15 protein-coding genes are annotated in these 17,910 nt (G+C 71.6%); 6 read left to right on the top strand and 9 right to left on the bottom strand.

All coding sequences use genetic code 11. The annotated features are described in order from the left end of the window. Positions 1-34: 34 nt before the first annotated feature. From KGA65_RS17215 to KGA65_RS17225, 3 genes are read right to left on the bottom strand one after another with little or no spacing between them, the layout of a single operon-like run. Positions 35-1,444, bottom strand: coding sequence for a sigma 54-interacting transcriptional regulator (locus tag KGA65_RS17215; RefSeq protein WP_225864352.1), 1,410 nt, complete (start codon positions 1,442-1,444; stop codon positions 35-37). 12 nt (positions 1,445-1,456) lie between these two features. Further along, positions 1,457-2,074: a hypothetical protein gene (locus tag KGA65_RS17220; protein WP_225864353.1), complete on the bottom strand. Its 618-nt coding sequence runs from the start codon at positions 2,072-2,074 to the stop codon at positions 1,457-1,459. Continuing rightward, on the bottom strand, positions 2,067-3,494 hold the full coding sequence (locus tag KGA65_RS17225) for a HAMP domain-containing sensor histidine kinase (RefSeq protein ID WP_225864354.1): 1,428 nt from the start codon (positions 3,492-3,494) through the stop codon (positions 2,067-2,069). Before KGA65_RS17225 ends, KGA65_RS17220 begins: the two co-directional genes overlap by 8 nt. Positions 3,495-3,610: 116 nt before the next feature. Between KGA65_RS17225 and KGA65_RS17230 the strand changes: the two genes are divergently transcribed. From KGA65_RS17230 to KGA65_RS17245, 4 genes are all read left to right on the top strand, one after another. Then, on the top strand, positions 3,611-4,915 hold the full coding sequence (locus KGA65_RS17230) for a tryptophan--tRNA ligase (RefSeq protein ID WP_225864355.1): 1,305 nt from the start codon (positions 3,611-3,613) through the stop codon (positions 4,913-4,915). A gap of 91 nt (positions 4,916-5,006) precedes the next feature. Next, the gene (locus KGA65_RS17235) at positions 5,007-6,245 is read left to right on the top strand and encodes a DUF805 domain-containing protein (protein WP_225864356.1); all 1,239 of its coding nucleotides are present in this window, start codon (positions 5,007-5,009) and stop codon (positions 6,243-6,245) included. Positions 6,246-6,293: 48 nt separating this feature from the next. Further along, complete coding sequence (locus KGA65_RS17240) at positions 6,294-8,132, top strand: AMP-dependent synthetase/ligase (protein WP_225864357.1); 1,839 nt, start codon at positions 6,294-6,296, stop codon at positions 8,130-8,132. A 19-nt stretch (positions 8,133-8,151) separates the two neighbouring features. Beyond that, positions 8,152-8,601, top strand: coding sequence for a potassium channel family protein (locus KGA65_RS17245; protein ID WP_225864358.1), 450 nt, complete (start codon positions 8,152-8,154; stop codon positions 8,599-8,601). Between the two features lie 16 nt (positions 8,602-8,617). Here the strand turns inward: KGA65_RS17245 and glpK are convergent, their stop codons facing one another. From glpK to KGA65_RS17265, 4 genes are all read right to left on the bottom strand, one after another. Continuing rightward, positions 8,618-10,114: a glycerol kinase GlpK gene (gene glpK, locus KGA65_RS17250; RefSeq protein WP_225864359.1), complete on the bottom strand. Its 1,497-nt coding sequence runs from the start codon at positions 10,112-10,114 to the stop codon at positions 8,618-8,620. Positions 10,115-10,154: 40 nt separating this feature from the next. After that, entirely contained in the window at positions 10,155-10,814 is a 660-nt protein-coding gene (trhA, locus tag KGA65_RS17255; protein ID WP_225864360.1) for a PAQR family membrane homeostasis protein TrhA, read from the bottom strand. A gap of 43 nt (positions 10,815-10,857) precedes the next feature. Further along, positions 10,858-11,544, bottom strand: a complete 687-nt coding sequence (locus tag KGA65_RS17260; protein WP_225864361.1) for a class I SAM-dependent methyltransferase — start codon at positions 11,542-11,544, stop codon at positions 10,858-10,860. Between the two features lie 108 nt (positions 11,545-11,652). Continuing rightward, positions 11,653-13,173 (bottom strand): CoA-acylating methylmalonate-semialdehyde dehydrogenase, encoded by a 1,521-nt coding sequence (locus tag KGA65_RS17265; RefSeq protein WP_225864362.1) that lies wholly within the window; start codon positions 13,171-13,173, stop codon positions 11,653-11,655. Positions 13,174-13,281: 108 nt separating this feature from the next. Between KGA65_RS17265 and KGA65_RS17270 the strand changes: the two genes are divergently transcribed. Both KGA65_RS17270 and KGA65_RS17275 read left to right on the top strand, forming a co-directional pair. Then, positions 13,282-14,244 carry a LysR family transcriptional regulator gene (locus KGA65_RS17270; RefSeq protein WP_225864363.1) on the top strand — a complete coding sequence of 321 codons (963 nt, stop codon included), beginning with the start codon at positions 13,282-13,284 and terminating at the stop codon, positions 14,242-14,244. Positions 14,245-14,443: 199 nt separating this feature from the next. Continuing rightward, positions 14,444-15,148, top strand: coding sequence for a YecA/YgfB family protein (locus KGA65_RS17275; protein WP_225864364.1), 705 nt, complete (start codon positions 14,444-14,446; stop codon positions 15,146-15,148). 40 nt (positions 15,149-15,188) lie between these two features. Here KGA65_RS17275 and KGA65_RS17280 read toward each other — a convergent pair whose 3' ends face one another. Beyond that, entirely contained in the window at positions 15,189-16,505 is a 1,317-nt protein-coding gene (locus KGA65_RS17280; protein ID WP_225864365.1) for an Hsp70 family protein, read from the bottom strand. A gap of 93 nt (positions 16,506-16,598) precedes the next feature. Next, a complete protein-coding gene (locus KGA65_RS17285; RefSeq protein WP_225864366.1) occupies positions 16,599-17,909 on the bottom strand; it encodes a D-amino acid dehydrogenase in 1,311 nt (436 codons plus the stop codon). Position 17,910: the final 1 nt, after the last annotated feature.

Raw genomic sequence — 17,910 nt, forward strand, 5'->3', positions numbered from 1 at the left:
CGCAACAATTCAGCCAAGTACTTGATACACAAGATTATTTTTCCTGTCGCTCGTCAGCGACAGGGGCGCCGCCCTCGTCGCCATCCGGCGACTCCCCGCGGAACAGACCGGGGGTCAGGCCATGCTTTTGCAGCAGGCGGTAGAACTCGGTGCGGTTGCGCTCGGCCAGCCGGGCGGCATCGGCCACCTGGCCATCGGTCAGCTTGAGCAGGCCCACCAGGTAGTCGTGCTCGAAGCGGCGCTTGGCCTCGGCAAAGGGCAGCACCTCCACCGTGGGCACCCGCAGCGCACGCTGCACCAGGCTCAGCGGGATCAGCGGCGCGGTGGCCAGCGCGCAGACCTGCTCCACCACGTTGTGCAGCTGGCGCACATTGCCCGGCCACGCAGCGGTGGTCAGCGCGCTCAGCGCGTCCGGGGCAAAGCCGTTCAGGCGCTTCTGGTACTTGGCGGCCAGGCGCTGCAGGAAGTGCTGGGCCAGCAGCGGGATGTCCTCGCGCCGCTCGGCCAGGGTGGGCAGGGTCAGCGTGACCACGTTGAGGCGGTAATAGAGGTCCTCTCGGAACTCGCCGGCCGCCATCGCAGCCTCCAGGTCGCGGTGGGTGGCCGAGAGGATGCGCACATCCACCGGCACCGACTGCTGGGCGCCCACCGGCCGCACCTGGCGTTCCTGCAGCACCCGCAGCAGCTTGACCTGCAGCGCAGGCGGCATGTCGCCGATCTCGTCGAGGAACAGCGTGCCGCCGTCGGCGCTCTGGAACAGGCCGCGGTGGTTGGCGACCGCACCGGTGAAGGCCCCCTTGACGTGGCCGAACAGCTCGGACTCCAGCAGCGCCTCGGGGATGGCACTGCAGTTGACCGCGACGAACGGCCCCTTGGCCCGGCGGCTGGCACGGTGGATCGCATTGGCCAGCAGCTCCTTGCCGCTGCCGCTTTCGCCGCGGATCAGCACCGAGGCATCGCCCGCGGCCACCAGCCGGGCCTCGGCCAGCACCTCGTCCATCACCGCCGAGCGGCTGACGATCTCGCTGCGCCAGGCCTCGCCCGCGTCGGCCTGCGAGGCCGCACTGGCGGACGCGGCCAGCGCGCGGTCCACCGCGGCCATCAGCTCCTGGCCGTCAAACGGCTTGGTCAGGTAGCTGAAGACGCCGCGCATGGTGGCGTCCACCGCGTCGGGGATGGTGCCGTGGGCGGTCAGCAGAATGACCGGCAGGCCGGGATAGCGGGCCTGGATGGCGTCGAACAGCGCCAGCCCGTCCATGCCCGGCAGGCGCACGTCGCTGACCACCAGTCGGGGCCGGCTCAGCTCCAGCCGGGCCAGGGCCTCCTCGGCACTGCCCACCGAGGTCACGGCATGCCCTGCCGCACTCAGGCGCAGCGACAGCAGCCGCAGCATGTCGGGATCGTCGTCGACGACCAGGATGGGGAGCTTGTCGCTGTGGGGCATGGGCGCCTCGGTTCAACGGGACGAGGGGGGCGGCGCGGCCGCCGGGCGGCGCGGCACCAGCGAACGCTCGATGGCCTTCAGGGCCTCCAGCTTTTCGCTCAGCTGCTCAATGCGGCGCTGGTTCTCGCGCAGCTGCTGGTTCTGGCGGTCGGCCTGCTCTTCCAGCCGGCGCTGCTCGGCCGCCCGGCCGGCCAGCAGCCGGGCCCAGTCGGCCCAGGGCGCGGCCTCCGGGGTGCCGGCCCGGGCCACACCGTCCAGCAGGGTCTGGGCACGGGCGGCGTCGCCGGGGTTGCGGGTGTGCAGCAGGGCCAGGCCCAGCTCCACGCCGTGGGCCGGCGTGGCCGGCGCCGCAGTGAGCCGCACGATGCGCGCCGCCAGCGGTTCCCCCCCGGCGCTGCGCAGTTCCTCCTGCCAGTGCAGCAACTGACGGCCCGCCAGGTCGCGGTCGTCACGGGTCGGCGTCGCCGCCACCGGCTCGCAACTGGCGGCCGGTGCGCTGGCGGCCGAGGCGGGTGGCGCCGGCTCGGTCGGTTCGGGCGGCGGCAGCTGGGTGCAGCCGGCCAGGATCAGCAGCCCGGCCGGCGCCAGCCCCCAGGCGCGGCGGAGAGAGGGAAAAGTCGCGTCAAACATGATGGGTGCCCAAGGGCAACAGGATACGGAAGGTGGCGCCGCCGGGACCGGGCTGCAGCGTGACGCTGCCACCGTGCGCGGCCACCTGTTCGCGCACGATGGACAGGCCGATGCCGCTGCCGCGGGGCTGGTCCTCGGGCTGCAGGGCGCCGCGGAAGAAGGGGTCGAAGATGTGCTCACGGTCCGCCTCGGGCACGCCGGGGCCGCTGTCGCGGATCTCCAGTGCGGCCTGCTCGCCCTCGCGCCAGATCCGCCAGCCGATCGTGCCGCCCGGCGGGGTGAAGCGGATCGCGTTGATCATCAGGTTGGCCAGGGCCATGCCCAGGCGTTCCGGGTCCACCGGCAGCTCCAGCCGCTCGCCCCCGTCCACCGTCACGGTGATGCGGCGGGCCTGGGCGCTCAGGCGCTGGGCCTCGACCACGCCCTCGACCAGGGTGCGCAGCCGGGTGGGGCGACGCTGCAGCCGCTGGGCGTCGAAGGCGGCGGCGTTGTAGCGCAGCAGGTCCTCGATCTGCTGCTGCAGCACCGCGGTGTTGTGGCGCAGGATGCCGACGATCTCGGCCTGGCCCGGGCTGAGCGGCCCGCCCACCCCCTCCTGCAGCAGCGAGGTGCCTTCCCGCAGTGCCGCCAGCGGGGTCTTCAGCTCGTGCGAGGTGTGCCGCAGGAAGCGGTCCTTGTCGGCATCGGACTCGAGCAGGCGCAGGCGCAGCCAGTCCAACTGCTCGCCCAGGCTGGCCAGGTCGGAGGGGCCGGCGATCTCGACCGGCTCGGCCATGCGCCCCTGGCCCAGGGCCTGGATGGCGCGCCCGAGCTGGCGCAGCGGCCGGGTCAGCCACAGGCCGAAGGCCAGCGCCGCCAGCGCCACGACCACGATGGCCACCGCCACCTGTCGCACCAGGCGGGCCCGCTGGGCCTCCAGGGCATCCTGCACGGCCTGGTTGCGCTCGGCGATGCTGCGCTGGACCTGCACGGTGAGCTTGCGCGTGCCCTCGCCCAGCTGGTCGAAGCTGCGGCCCAGCGCCTGGTCGCGCTCAGGCGCGGCCAGGCCGGGGTTGTCCAGCTGACGGCGGATGGCGCTGGCCGCGCCCAGCCAGTGGCGCGCCAGTGCCGCGGTGGGCTCGAAATCGGCCAGCGGCTGCAGCGCGCTGCGGGCGTCGCGCACCGCCACGTCGTAGCGCTGACGCAGCGCCGGGTCGCCCAGCACCAGGTACTGGCGGGCGGCGCGTTCCATGTCGGTGGCGCGGTCGCCCAGGCCGCTCACGGCCAGGTTCAGCGCCACCGCCTGCTGGGCCGCCTCGCGGCTCTTGGCCATCAGGCCCTGCAGCGCCTGCAGGCCGCTGAGCGAAACGGCACCCAGCGCGGCGGCGATCAGCACGAAGGCCAGCAGCAGCAGTTGACGAAACGAGGTTCGCAGGACCAAGGAAAGCACTCTCGCGGATAGGCAGCCGGCAGTGTAGGCCGACGTGACGGCCCGCAGACCGGCAGGGGCGACGCCAACTTGCGACAATGCGTCAAACCGCATCCACGTTCCGCACCATGCATCAGCGCGTCCTCACCGGCATCACCACCACCGGTACCCTGCACCTCGGCAACTTCGTCGGCGCCATCCGCCCGGCCATCGCGGCCAGCCGCGAGCCCGGTGTCGACAGCTTCTTCTTCATGGCGGACTACCACGCGCTGATCAAGTGCGACGACCCCGACCGCATCGAGCGCTCGCGCCTGCAGATCGCCGCGACTTGGCTGGCCGCCGGCCTGGACACCGAGCGGGTGGTCTTCTACCGCCAGAGCGACATCCCCGAGATCCCCGAGCTGTGCTGGCTGCTGACCTGCGTGACCAGCAAGGGCCAGATGAACCGGGCCCATGCCTACAAGGCCTCGGTCGACGCCAACAACGCCGCCGGCGAGGACCCGGACGCCGGCGTCACGATGGGCCTGTACTGCTACCCCATCCTGATGGCGGCCGACATCCTGATGTTCAACGCCCACCGGGTGCCGGTCGGCAAGGACCAGATCCAGCACATCGAGATGGCGCGCGACGTGGCCACCCGTTTCAACCACCTGTTCGGCCGGGGCGAGGACTTCTTCGTGCTGCCCGAGGCCCAGGTGGACGAGACGATGGAACTGCTGCCCGGCCTGGACGGCCGCAAGATGAGCAAGAGCTACGACAACGTCGTGCCGCTGTTCGAAGGCGGCGAGAAGGCGCTGCGCGAGGCGATTGCCCGCATCGTCACCGACAGCAAGCTGCCTGGCGAGCCCAAGGAACCCGAAGGCACGCCGCTGGTCGCCATCTATGACGCCTTCGCGACCGCCGAAGAGCGCGCCGCCTTCCGCGCCGCGCTGCGCGGCGGCCTGGCCTGGGGCGAGGCCAAGCAGCAGCTGTTCGAACAGATCAACCGCCAGATCGGCCCGATGCGCGCCCGCTACGAGGCCTTGATGGCCCACCCGGAAGAGATCGAGGCCATTCTGCAGAAGGGTGCCGCCCGCGCCCGCGCCCTGGCCGGCCCGACGCTGGCCCGGCTGCGCCAGGCCGTGGGCCTGCGGCCCTTCCAGGCCCTGGCCACCCCGGCGACCACCCAGACCAAGGCCAAGGCGGCGCTGCCGGTGTTCAAGCAGTACCGCGAGGCCGACGGCCAGTTCTACTTCAAGCTGAGCAGCCACGACGGCCGCGTGCTGCTGCAAAGCCAGGGCTTCGCGGGCGGCCGCGAGGCCGGCGAATGGGTCAAGCGTCTGAAGCTGGAGGGCGCGGCCGCGCTGGCCGGCGCCCCGGTCGCCCTGGGTGAGGGCGTGCAGGCCGACGAGGTGGGCCAGGCGCTGACCACCCTGCAACAGGCCGATTCCTGACCGGCGCGCGGGGGCACCCCCGCTCAGGGGATTGCCGGCGGCGGCGCCTGCCCCTAGCCTGCGCGTCGCCTCAACCCCTTTTGCAGTTCCCATGGAGACACCGGTTCGGCTGGTTTTTGCCGGCAGCGTGCGCGAAGGCTTCGATCGCGACACCGTCAAGCAGCGCCTGGGCCAGTGGCTCAAGCTGGAGCCTGCCCGGCTGGAGACCCTGTTCTCCGGCCGGCCCGTGGTTCTCAAGCGCGGCCTGCCGGCCGACCAGGCCGCGGCCTGGGTGCAGCGCTTCGCTGCCCTGGGCGCCGAGCTGAAGGTCGAGCCCGACGCACCACCGCCTGCCGCCCCCGCACCGGCCGCAGCGCCCCTGGCGGCCGAGCCGCCAATGCGCCTGGCCCCGGACCCGGCGCTGGACGAGGTCACCTGCCCGAACTGCGGCGAGAAGCAGCCCCGACGCATCCTGTGCCGGGCCTGCGCCACCGACATCCCGCGCGCCCAGGCCGCCGCCGAGGAACGCCGCGCCGCCGAGCGGGCCGAACGGGTGGCCGCCGCCCGCGCCCGGCGGGGCCTGAAACCGCCGCCCGACCCGGCCGCGCACACCTTCGAGACCGACACCACGCCGCTGTTCGGCCGCAGCTTCGAGGGCCGCCTGGGCCGCATGAGCTACCTGGCCGGCAACCTCGTCTGCTGGGCCGGCCTGGCGCTGTGCCTGATGCTGCTGCTGCGCCTGCCGGGCTGGTCGACCGGCCTGCTGATGGTGCTGGCCTTCCTGGTGGTGATGGTGTTCAGCTGGCGCCTGACCACGCTGCGCATGCACGATTTCAACCGCAGCGGCTGGTGGGCCTTGCTGTTCGGCCTGCCCATCATCGGCCCCATCCTGAGCATCGTGATCATGCTGGTGCCAGGCGACGACCACCCGAACGATTTTGGCGACCCGCAGCCCGAGCGCCACGCCGGGCTGGCCATCGGCGCGGTGGTGGCGCTGGGCCTGGGCGTGAGCCTGAGCCTGCACATGGCCGAGCGCTGGGCCGAACGCATCGGCGAAGAGCGGGCCGAAGCCGCCCGCCAGGACAGCGGCACGCCGCAGGCCACGCTGCAATCGGTGCTGGGCAGCGCCGAAGCGGTGACCGCCTTCCAGCGCGAGTACCTGCCCCAACAAGGTCACCGGGCCTTCGCCCGCTCCCCCAGTGGCGCGGCCTACGGGCTGCAGACCCGGGCCAGTTCGGTCGAGCTGGCCGCCACCGAGGCCCTGGGCCAGTGCAACCGCCGGCGCCCGGAAGGCGGCGTGGCCTGCCAGCTGGTGCATCTGGACGACGCCTGGGTGCTGCCGGAAAACTGAGCACCGCCCCCGCCCAGGGCCGTGCCCAGCAGTGACAATCGGCGGGCTATGAGTGCTCCCGACGATTCCCCGGTCACCGATGCCCTGACCCTGCCAGCCCTGCTGGCAGCCCGCATCGCCCGCACGCCCGATCGCGAGGCTTACCGCGCCTTCGACCCGACCACGCGGCGCTGGCAATCACTCAGTTGGGCCGAGGCCGGCACGCGCGTGGCCCGCTGGCGCGACGCCCTGGCCGCCATGGACCTGCCCGAAGCGGGGCGCGTGGCCATCCTGCAGCCCAACGGGCTGAACGCGATGTGCATCGACCAGGCGGCCATGGCGCTGGGCCGGGTGCCGGTGCCACTGCACGCGATCGACAACCCCGGCAGCATCGGCTACATCCTGGCCGACAGCGCGGCCTCGCTGCTGGTGCTGGAAACCCGCCGCCAGTGGGAGGCCATCCTGCACACGGGCGCCATCCTGCCGGCCCTGCGGGCGGTGGTGGTGACCGGCGACCCGACGGCCAGCCCGGAAGACCTGTCACGCCTGCCCTCGGCCCATGTGCCGGTGCTGGGCCTGGCCGACTGGCTGGCCGCCGGCGTGCCCGCGGGCGACCACCCCGGCCCCGGCCCCGAGGACCTGGCGACCATCGTCTACACCTCCGGCACCACCGGCCGGCCCAAGGGCGTCAAGCTCAGCCACCGCAACGTGGTGGCCAACCTGATGGCCGTGCTGCAATGCGTCGCCCCGACGCCGCGCGACCTGTTCCTGTCCTTCCTGCCGCTGTCCCACACCTTCGAGCGCACGGTGGGCTACTACCTGCCCATCGCCAGCGGCAGCTGCGTGGCCTATGCCCGCTCCGTGGCCGAGCTGCCGCAGGACATGCTGACGCAGCGGCCCACGGTGCTGGTCTCGGTGCCGCGCATCTACGAGCGGGTCTATGCCCGGCTGCAGGAGGTGCTGAGCGCCTCGCCGCTGAAGGCCTGGCTGATGGACTGGACCGTGGCCGTGGGCTGGCGGCGCTTTCGGGCCCGCCACGAGCTGCCGCCGGACGCCGACGGCGCCCCGCGCCTGTGGGACGCGCTGGTCTGGCCGTTCCTCTCGCTGCTGGTGGCGCGGCCGGTGCTGGCCCGCTTTGGCGGCCGCATCCGGGTCGCGGTCAGCGGCGGCGCGGCCCTGCCGGCCGCGGTGGCCCGCACCTTCCTGGGCCTGGGCCTGCCCATCGTGCAGGGCTACGGCATGACCGAGACCGCGCCCATCGTCTCGGCCAACACGCTGGACAGCAACGACCCGATGAGCGTGGGCCGCCCGCTGCCGGGGGTGATGGTGCGCATCGGCGAGAACCGCGAGCTGCAGGTCAAGGGCCCGTCGGTGATGCAGGGCTACTGGCACCGCGACGAGGACACCGCCAAGGTGCTGACCCCGGACGGCTGGCTGGGCACCGGCGACCAGGCCGAGATCCTCGACGGCCGCATCTACATCCGCGGCCGCATCAAGGACATCATCGTCACCTCCACCGGCGAGAAGATCCCGCCGGTGGACCTGGAACAGTCGCTGTGCGAGGACCCGCTGATCGCCCAGGTCTGCGTGGTGGGCGAGAACAAGCCCTTCATCGGCGCGCTGGTGGTGCTGCACGAGGAGGAATGGCGCCGCCTGGCCTTCAGCCTGGGGCTGGACTGGCAGGACCCGGCCAGCCTGCGCAGTGCCGTGGCCCACGAGGCGGTGCTCAAGCGCCTGGCCCAGCGGGCTGCGAGCTTCCCGCGCTACGCGGTGCCGCGCGCGGTGGTGCTGAGCCTGGAGCCCTGGACCATCGAGAACACGATGCTCACGCCCACGCTCAAGCTCAAGCGGCCCAACCTGATGGCCCGTTTCGAGAACGAGCTGCGAACCATGTACGCGCCGCGCTGAGCTCGCGCGTTCAGCCAGGATGCTGATCGTCACGCTCTCCGTCCTGGCCCTGTTGGCCCTGACCACGCTGCTGCACTACGAGGTGCTCAGCCGCGTGGACCGCCTGCTGCCTCGGCTGGTCATTCCGCACCGCACCCAGTTGCTGGTGGTGATGTTCGCGGTGCTCCTGGCGCATGCGCTGGAAATCCTGCTCTACGGGGTGACGCTCTATGGCTTGCAGTGGCTGCACCTGGGCAGCCTCACTGCGGCGGGCCTGCCGCACCTGGTCAACAGCCTGTACTTCTCGGCCGAGACCTTCACCTCACTGGGCTTTGGCGACCTGGTGCCGGTGGGGCCGCTGCGCCTGCTGGCCGGCACGGAGGCGCTCAACGGCCTGGTGCTGATCGGCTGGTCGGCCTCCTACACCTACCTGGCGATGGAGCGCTTCTGGAACGAGATCCGCCTGCCGGTGGACGCCAGCGACCGCTGAGCCGACCGCCGGCAGATCAGCCGGCCCGCGCCTGGCGCACCGCGCGCGCCCAGCGGGCCAGGCGTTCCTCGGCCTGGTCGCGCGGCAACGTGGGCTCGAAACGGCGTTCGACCTGCCACTGCGCCGCCAAGGCCGACGGTCCGCTCCACAGGCCCGTGGCCAGGCCGGCGAGGTAGGCCGCGCCCAGCGCCGTGGTCTCCACCACCGCCGGGCGCACAACCGGAATGCCCAGCAGATCGGCCTGGAACTGCATCAGCAGGTCGTTGACGCTGGCGCCGCCGTCCACCCGCAGCTCGCTGACCGGCGTGCCGCCCGCCGCCAGCGCATCCTGCCCCATGGCCTGCAGCAGCGCGGCGCTCTGGAAGGCGATGCTCTCCAACGCGGCGCGGGCGATGTGGGCCACGGTGCTGCCGCGCGTGAGGCCGACGACGGTGCCGCGCGCGTCCGGGTCCCAGTAGGGCGCGCCCAGCCCGGTGAAGGCCGGCACGAACATGACCCCACCGGCATCGGGCACGCTTTCGGCCAGGGCTTGCACCTCGGAGCTGGCACGGATGGCCCGCAGGCCGTCGCGCAGCCACTGCACCACCGCGCCGCCGATGAACACGCTGCCTTCCAGCGCGAACTGGGGCGGCTGGCCCGGCGCTGCCGCCGCCGCGGTGGTCAGCAGGCCGTGCTGGCTGGGCCGGGCCTGGGCGCCGGTGTGCATCAGCAGGAAGCAGCCGGTGCCGTAGGTGTTCTTGGCGATGCCCGGGGTCCAGCCGGCTTGGCCGAACAGCGCGGCCTGCTGGTCGCCGGCAATGCCGGCCACCGGCACCGGGGCGCCCAGCACCTCGGCCTCGGTCTCGCCGAACAGGTGGCTGCTGGGGTGCACCGCCGGCAAGGCCTCGGCCGGCAGGTCCAGGCCCTGCAGCAGCTCGGCATCCCAGCCGCCGGCCTGCAGGCTGTAGAGCAGCGTGCGGGAGGCGTTGGTCACGTCGGTGGCATGCACCCGCCCGCCGGTGAGTTGCCACAGCAGCCAGCTGTCCACGGTGCCGAAGGCCAGCTCGCCCCGGGCCGCGGCCTCGCGCACCGCCGGCACCTCGTCGATCAGCCAGCGCAGCTTGCTGGCCGAGAAGTACGGATCCAGCCGCAAACCGGTGCGCTCGCGCACCAGCGGTTCCAGCCCGGCGGCGCGCCAGCGGGCGCACAACGGCTCGGTGCGCCGGTCCTGCCAGACGATGGCCCGGTGCAGCGGCGCGCCGGTGCGGCGGTTCCAGACCACGGTGGTCTCGCGCTGGTTGGCGATGCCGATGGCCCGCAGGTCGCGGGCAGCCAGACCGGCCTGGGCCAGGGCTTCGCGGGCGGTGTCGCGCTGCGTCTGCCAGATCTCCAGCGGGTCGTGCTCGACCCAGCCGGGCTGCGGAAAGTGCTGGCGGAACTCGCGTTGCGCGTGGGCGCGGATGCGGCCCTGGTCGTCGAACACGATGCTGCGTGAACTGGAGGTGCCCTGGTCCAGGGCCAGCAGGAAGCTCATGGCCCGACCTTACCGCGCCACGGGACGGGCGCCCAGCGGGTCAGACCGCGTGCCAGAGCGCTGCGAAGAAGTGGCAGGTGCTGCCACCCAGCACGAACAGGTGCCAGACGAAATGGGCGTAGCGCACGCGGTTGTCCAGCATGAAGACCACCGCGCCCAGCGTGTAGCTCAGGCCGCCCACCACCAGCCAGACCAGGCCGGCAACGCTCATCTGCTCGACCATCGGCTTGACGGCGAACAGCGCCAGCCAGCCCATGGCCACATACAGCCCGGTGGACCACCAGGGATGGCGCAGCCGGTCCAGCAGCTTGACGGTGACGCCGGCCACGGCCAGGGCCCAGATGACCGCGAACAGCCACCAGCCGCCATGCTCGCGCAACGCGCCCAGCGCGAACGGCGTGTAGCTGCCGGCGATGAAGAGGTAGATGGCGGCGTGGTCGGCCCGGTTCATCCACAGCTTGGCCCGGCCCTGGGGCAGCGCGTGGTAGACCGCGGAGACCAGGTACAACAGCATCATCGTGCCTGAGAACACGCTGACCGCGATGAGGTTGAGCGCCCCTGCGCCCTGGTGTCGAACCTGCCAGAGCAGGATGGGCAGGGATGCCACGGCCAGCAAGAAGCCCAGGCCATGGCTGATCGCGTTGGCGATCTCCTCCCCCAGTGTCTGGGGGCGGTCGGCAGTGAGCGCGAGGGTGTTCATGGCCTCATTGTGCGCCGCAATAAAAGACTGGCAAGCCCCCGGCTCAAACTGGGGAGACCGGCGCGTCAGGCACGTGGCCGACCGCGAAATAGATGCAGCCCATCCAGGTGCTGTGCACCTGCAGATCGGGCAGCCAGTCGGCCAGCAGATGCCAGGGCTGGTGCATCTGCCGCAGGTCGGTGACCGAATAGAGCGCCGCGCTGAGCACCCAGGCATTGACCGTCCAGGCCCAGGCAGGCGCCCATTCCAGCCCGCAGGAGACCACGGTGGCGCCCGGGCGCAAACGGGCCATCACGGCGGCCAGCGCCTCGGGCTGCTGCAGGATGTCGTGCGAGAACTGGAACAGCGCCGCATCGGCCTGCAGATCCTTCGGCCAGACCGTCGCCGCCCTGGCGTCGCCCTGACAAACCTGCACCTGGGGCCAGCCCGCCTGGGCGCAGCGCTGCCGGGCCCGGCGGGCCATCTCGGGACAGGGCTCCAGCCCCCAGACCCGCCCGGTCAGGCCGACTTTCTCGGCCAGCAGCGGCAGACTCAGCCCCGTGCCGCAGCCCAGGTCCAGCACCTGCTGGCCGGGCCGCAGGTCCAGCAGGTCGACCGCCTGCCGGCGCAAGGGCTCGAACGGCACCAGCTCGGCGTCGTAACCCGCCGCGCGCTGGCGATAGAGCGACTGGGCCCGCGCCAAGTCAGGCGCAGCCTCGACCGATGGGGATGAAGCGTCTGCAGCCGACATGGCGGATCCTCCCGAAGCCACAGCTTCGGGCCGATCCCCCCGCCTTGTCCAGCGTGTGGGCTGATCTGCATCAACCCCCTGGAGTATGCCGAGGGTTTCCCCCGGGGCTTATTTGGCCGTGGGCATCACGAACTCGGCGCCCTTGGCGATGCTGTTGGACCAGCGCTGCATGATGCTCTTCTGCTTGGTGTAGAAGCGCACGCCCTCTTCGCCGTAGGCGTGCATGTCACCGAACAGGCTCTTCTTCCAGCCGCCAAAGCCGTGCCAGGCCATGGGCACCGGGATGGGCACGTTGATGCCCACCATGCCCACCTGGACGCGGCGGCCGAACTCGCGCGCCACCTGGCCATCGCTGGTGAAGCAGGCCACGCCGTTGCCGAACTCGTGGGCGTTGATCAGGTCCAGCGCCTCGGTGAAGTCCTTGACCCGCACGCAGGCCAGCACCGGGCCGAAGATCTCTTCCTTGTAGATGCGCATGGCCGGGGTGACGTGGTCGAACAGCGTGCCCCCCGTCCAAAAGCCCTTCTCGTGGCCGGCCACCGTGGTGCCGCGGCCGTCCACCACCAGGGTGGCGCCCTCGGCCACGCCGGCGGCGATGTAGCCCTCGATGCGGTCGCGCGCCTCGCGGGTGACGATCGGGCCCATCTCGGCATCGAGCGCCATGCCGTTCTTGATCTTCAGCGTCTTGGCGCGCTCGGCCAGCATCGGAATGATCTTGTCGGCCACGTCGCCCACCAGCAGGGCCACCGAGATGGCCATGCAGCGCTCGCCGGCCGAGCCGTAGGCCGCGCCGATCAGCGCATCCACCGCCTGCTCCAGGTTGGCGTCGGGCATCACCACCATGTGGTTCTTGGCGCCCCCCAGGGCCTGCACGCGCTTGCCGTTCTTCGCGCCGGTCTCGTAGATGTACTGGGCGATGGGGGTGGAGCCGACGAAGCTCACCGCCTTCACGTCCGGGTGGGCCAGCAGCGTGTCCACCGCCAGCTTGTCACCCTGCACCACGTTGAAGACGCCATCGGGCAGGCCGGCCTGCTGGAGCAGCTCGGCGATGAACAGGCTGGGGCTCGGGTCGCGCTCGCTGGGCTTCAGGACGAAGGTGTTGCCGGTGGCCAGGGCCACCGGGAACATCCACATCGGCACCATGCAGGGGAAGTTGAACGGCGTGATGCCGGCCACCACGCCCAGCGGCTGGCGCAGGGTCCAGTTGTCGATGCCGGTGCCCACCTGGTCGGTGAAGTCGGTCTTGAGCAGCTGCGGCGCACCGCAGGCGAATTCGACGATCTCGATGCCGCGGGTCACTTCGCCCTGGGCGTCGGTGAAGACCTTGCCATGCTCGGCGGTGATCATCGCGGCCAGGGTGTCGCGGTGCTCGTTGAGCAGGCCCAGGAACTTGTTGAGCACGCGGGCGCGGCGGATCGGCGGCGTGTCGGCCCAGGCGGGAAAGGCGGCGGCGGCAGCGGCCACGGCGGCGTTCACATCCTCGGCGCTGGCCAGCTGCACCTGGCAGCTCACCGCCCCGGTGGCGGGGTTGTAGACGGCCTGGCTGCGGCCGCTGGTGGCGGGCACCGGCTGGCCGCCGATGAAGTGGCCGATGTCGGTGCTGCGGGTGAAGGCTTCGGGGGCGCCCATGGTTGTCTCCTGGATGAGGGGTGAGTGGGCCGCAGTCTAGGCAGACGCGGCCCTGGCGCCAATGCCCAGATTCTGGAATCATTGTTTGTCAAACTGAACAATAAGCCCATGGACGATGCCCTGCCGCCTGCTCCGCGCCCCCTGCCCGCGCTGTGGGCCCACGTGCATGCGCTGACCGTGCTGGGGGAAGCCGGCAGCTACACCGCCGCCGCCCGCCGCCTGGGCCTGAGCAAGGCGGCGATGAGCCTGCGCATCAGCGAGCTGGAGGCCGCCGCCGGCGTGCCGCTGGTGCGCCGCACCACCCGCAGCGTGCGGCTGACCGAGGCCGGCCGCCGGCTGGCCGACAGCAGCCGCCCGGCCTTTGCCAGCATCGCCGAGGCCTTTGCCGGCGTGCACGACCTGGCCGGCCAGCCGCGCGGCCTGCTGCGCCTGACCGCCCCGGTGGCACTGGCCCGCCAGCAGCTGCTGCCGCGGCTGCCCCGCTTCCTGCAGCAGTACCCCGAGGTGCGGGTGGAGCTGGACCTGTCCGACCGGCTGGCCGCGCTGGCGCCCGAAGGGTTCGACCTGGCGCTGCGGCACACCACCCACCCACCGGAGACCCACGTCGCCTGGGCCCTGTGCCCCACCGAGACCCTGCTGGTGGCCAGCCCGGGCTACCTGGCGGCCCACGGGGCCCCGCAGCACCCGCGCGACCTGGCCCGGCACCGCTGCCTGTACTACCTGCGCGAGAGCGAGGCCCCGGGTTGGAGCTTCGAGCCGGTGGACGGCGACGAGCGGGTGACGGTGGGCATCGCCGGTCCGCTGGCCGCCAACAACAGCGAGGCCCTGCGGGAGGCGGCGCTGGCCGACCTGGGCATTGCCCTGCTGCCGGATTTCAGCGCCCAGGCCGCCCTGCGCAGCGGACGCCTGGTGCCGGTGCTGACCGGCTGGCGGCCGGCCGGTGTGTTCGGCAGCCACCTCTGGGCCATCCGGCCCCGTACCGCCCAGGTGCCCCGGCCGGTGCAGTTGCTGGTGACCTTCCTGCAGGCGGAGTTCCGCGCGGGCTTCCGGGGGGAGGCACCGGCGGGCTGAGGCCCCTGGCCCCGCCCACACAAAAAAAAGACGGCCTGTCCCTTGCAGGACAGGCCGGTCAAGTCCTCCAAGAGGACGTCGTTGGGACTGGCGGAACTGACCGGCACAGGTCAGCATCCATGGTCGCCACTGTAAGGAAATTCCGGCGTCCTGTTATCCCCCTGAAGAGGGACAAGGCACTTGCCGCGACAATGTCACCATGGCTGCTTCCCCTTCCCTCGCCCCGCTGACCGACGCCGAGATGTCGGCCTTGGAAACCGCGCTCGACGCCGTGCCGGCGCCCCTCGAGCCGCTGGATCTGTCGATGCTGGATGGTTTTCTCTGCGGCGTGCTGCTGCAACCCGCCCCGGTGCCAGAGGCCGACTGGCTGCGCCACGTGTTCGATGCCGACGGCCGGCCCCTGCCCAAGGGCTTCGACCCCGCCCCCATCGCCGCGCTGGCTCGGCGGCGCCATGCCGAGCTCAACCGCGCCATCCACGGCCGCCAGTGGTTCGACCCCTGGGTGTTCGAGCTGGAGGACGAAGACGGCGACGAGATGGACCCGCTGGCCACGGTGATGCCCTGGGCCGCCGGCTTCGCGCTGGCGATGGAGTTCTTTCCGCAGCTGATGCGGCAGGACCCGCAGCAGGTGATGGAGCCGCTGGCCGCGATCTACCGCGCCTTCGATCCGGACGATCTGGAGGATGCCGACGAGCTGCTGGCGGCCATCGAGGAACTGGAGCCGCCGTCCGACCTGGGCGAGGCGGTGGAAGCCCTGGTCAGCAGCACGCTGCTGCTGGCTGACGTGACACGCCCCCAGTCCGGCGCCTCCCGGCCCGCCGGCACCCGCCGCCCCGGCCCGCGGCCAGGCGGCGCCGGGGCGCGGCCGGCCGGTGGCAAGAAGCAGCCGCGCCGCACCCACTGACCCGTCCTTCGGCGCAGCGCGGGGCCAAGGCCCCACCGCGTCACAGACCGCGGAACACCCGCTGCGCGTGCAGGCCCAGGCCCTGGGCCACGGACGCCAGCCGGTCGCCCCGCACGGTGCGGGCATTCGGGTACGGCGCGGCAATGCGCTGCGCCAGCGGCGCCAGCCCGGTGGAGCCGCCGGTCAGGTAGACGGCGTCGATCTGGTCCGGGCGCACGCCGGCCAACCGCACGGTTTCCAGCCCGGTCTGGACGATGCGCTCCAGATCCACCTCGATCGCCTCCAGCGCCTGGCCCTCGCCCAGCACCGACTGCAGGCCGGCCTCGACGGCATCCAGCGCGATCGCCGCCTCGCGGCCCTCGGCCACCGCGATCTTCGCCGCCTCGGCCTTGGACAGCAGCGCATGGCCCAGGCGCCGGTCGACGATGGCCATCAGCCGCTGGTGCAGGCGCGCATCGGCATAGAAGCTGCGCATGCCACGCAGTTCCAGCACGCGCGGCAGCGCATAGACGGCGTTGATCAGGTGCCAGGTGGCCAGGTCGAAATAGACGCCGCTGGGCACCTCGCGCCCGACCGGCGCCGGGCCCTTGGCCTTGTAGCCGGCCAGCGGCAGGATGGCGGCCAGCTCCACATGGCGGTCGAAATCGGTGCCGGCCACATGCAGGCCGTGGCTGGCCAGGATGTCGTCGGCGCGGTCGATGCGGTCACGCCGCTCTGGGCCCACCCGCACCACGGAGAAGTCGGAGGTGCCGCCGCCGATGTCGGCCACCAGCACCAGCTGCTCATGGGCCACCGTGGCCTCGTAGTCCAGCGCCGCGGCGATCGGTTCGAACTGGAAGCCGATCTCGGTGAAGCCGACCTGGCGTGCGGCGCTCTCCAGCGCGGCCTGGGCCTGCGCGTCGCGCACCGGGTCGTCGTCGACGAAGAACACGGGACGGCCCAGCACCGCGCGGGTGAGGGCATGGCCGGCTTCACGCTCGGCCAGGGATTTGAGGTGGCGCAGGTAGCCGGCGATCACCTCCAGAAAGGTGACCGCGTGGCCCTCGCCCAGGTCGGTGCTCTGCTCGATCAGCGAGGAGCCCAGCACGCTCTTCATCGAGCGCATCAGCCGGCCCTCGACACCTTCCACATAGGCGCCCAGCGCGGCCCGGCCATACAGGCGCTGAGGCGCCTCGTCGGGCGCCAGGTCCTCCAGCGCGTAGAAGACCGCGGTCGGCATGGTGCGCTGACCGGGCTCCACCTCGACCAGATTCACCCGCTGCCCGGCCACAGGCAGCGCGATGGCGGAATTGGAGGTGCCGAAGTCGATGGCACAGAAGCCGGGAACAGGATGGCCAGAGGCAGGGACGTTCGTCATGACAAGGCAGGCACAGTCGGGCGGGGATTGTGGCACGCAGCCTGTGCCTGCCCCGGTGCCGCCCGGACGGTGCGACTGCCGCCGCGGGCCGCGTCAGCCCGCCAGCGCGACCTGCGGCTTGCCCGCGGGCAAGGCCTCACCGCAGAAACCGTAGGCCAGCTGCGGGCGCTTGCCGGTGATCAGCTCAGCCATGGCCTTGCCGGAGCCAGCGCCGTGGGTCCAGCCCAGGGTGCCGTGGCCGGCGTTGAGCCACAGGTTGCTGATCTTGCTGCGGCCGATGTAGGGCAGGTTGTTCGGCGTGCTGGGGCGCAGACCGGCCCAGAAGTTGGGCTCGCTGGTGTCGGCCACGCCGGGGAACAGCTGCTCGTAGCGGCGCACCAGCGCCGCGCAGCGGGCCTGCGAGGTGGCGCTGTCCAGACTGGTGTCCAAGCCGGCCATTTCGGCGGTGCCGGCCACGCGGATGTGATCACCCAGGCGCGAGATCGCCACCTTGGCACCGTCGTCCAGCAGGCTGACCATGCTGGCGGCCTCGGGCTTCTTCAGACGCATGGTGGCCGAGTAACCCTTGGCCGGGTAGATGTCCAGGTCAATGCCCAGCGGGCGCAGCATCGGCGCGGTGAACGAGCCCATGGCCGCCACCACCTGATCGCCCGTCACGGTACGGGTCTGGCCGGTGGTGCGGTCCTTCAGGCGCACGCCAGCCACCGCATTGCCGCGCACATCGAAGCCCAGCACATCGTGTTCCCACAGGAACTTCACGCCGCGCTCGGCGCAACGCTGGGCCAGCTGCTGGGTGAAGACCTTGGCATCGCCGGATTCGTCGCTGGGCGTGTAGGTACCGCCAAAGATCTTCTGGCTCGAGTGGGCCAGGGCCGGCTCGATCTGGAGCACTTCCTCGGGGTTCAGCACGCGGCGGTCCACGCCGTAGTTGCGCATCAGCTCGCAGGCGGCGGCACCGGCCTCGAAGTCGTGCTGCGACGAGAAGAAGTGCAGGATGCCCTTCTCCAGGCGGTTGTATTCGATCTCGGTGGAGGCGAGGATTTCCTTCAGCGCGGCATGGCTGTACATGCCCAGCGAGACCAGCTGCTTGACGTTGCGGGCAAAGGCCGCGTCGTTGCACTGGGTCAGGAACTTCAGGCCCCAGCGCCATTGGTACGGGTCCAGGTGGGGGCGGAACAGCAGCGGCGCGTCGTCCTTGAACAGCCACTTGGCCACCTTCCAGGGCGCCTCGGCATTGGCCCAGGGCTCGCAGAAGCAGACCGAGATCTGCGCGCCATTGGCGTAGGTGGTCTCCAGCCCGGCATCGGGTTGGCGGTCCACGACCGTGACCTCATGGCCTTCCTTGGACAGGAACCAGGCGGTGGCCGTGCCAATGATGCCGGCGCCGAGAACAGTGACCTTCATG

Source organism: Ideonella benzenivorans (genome assembly GCF_020387415.1).
Classification (GTDB): Bacteria; Pseudomonadota; Gammaproteobacteria; order Burkholderiales; family Burkholderiaceae_C; genus Ideonella; species Ideonella benzenivorans.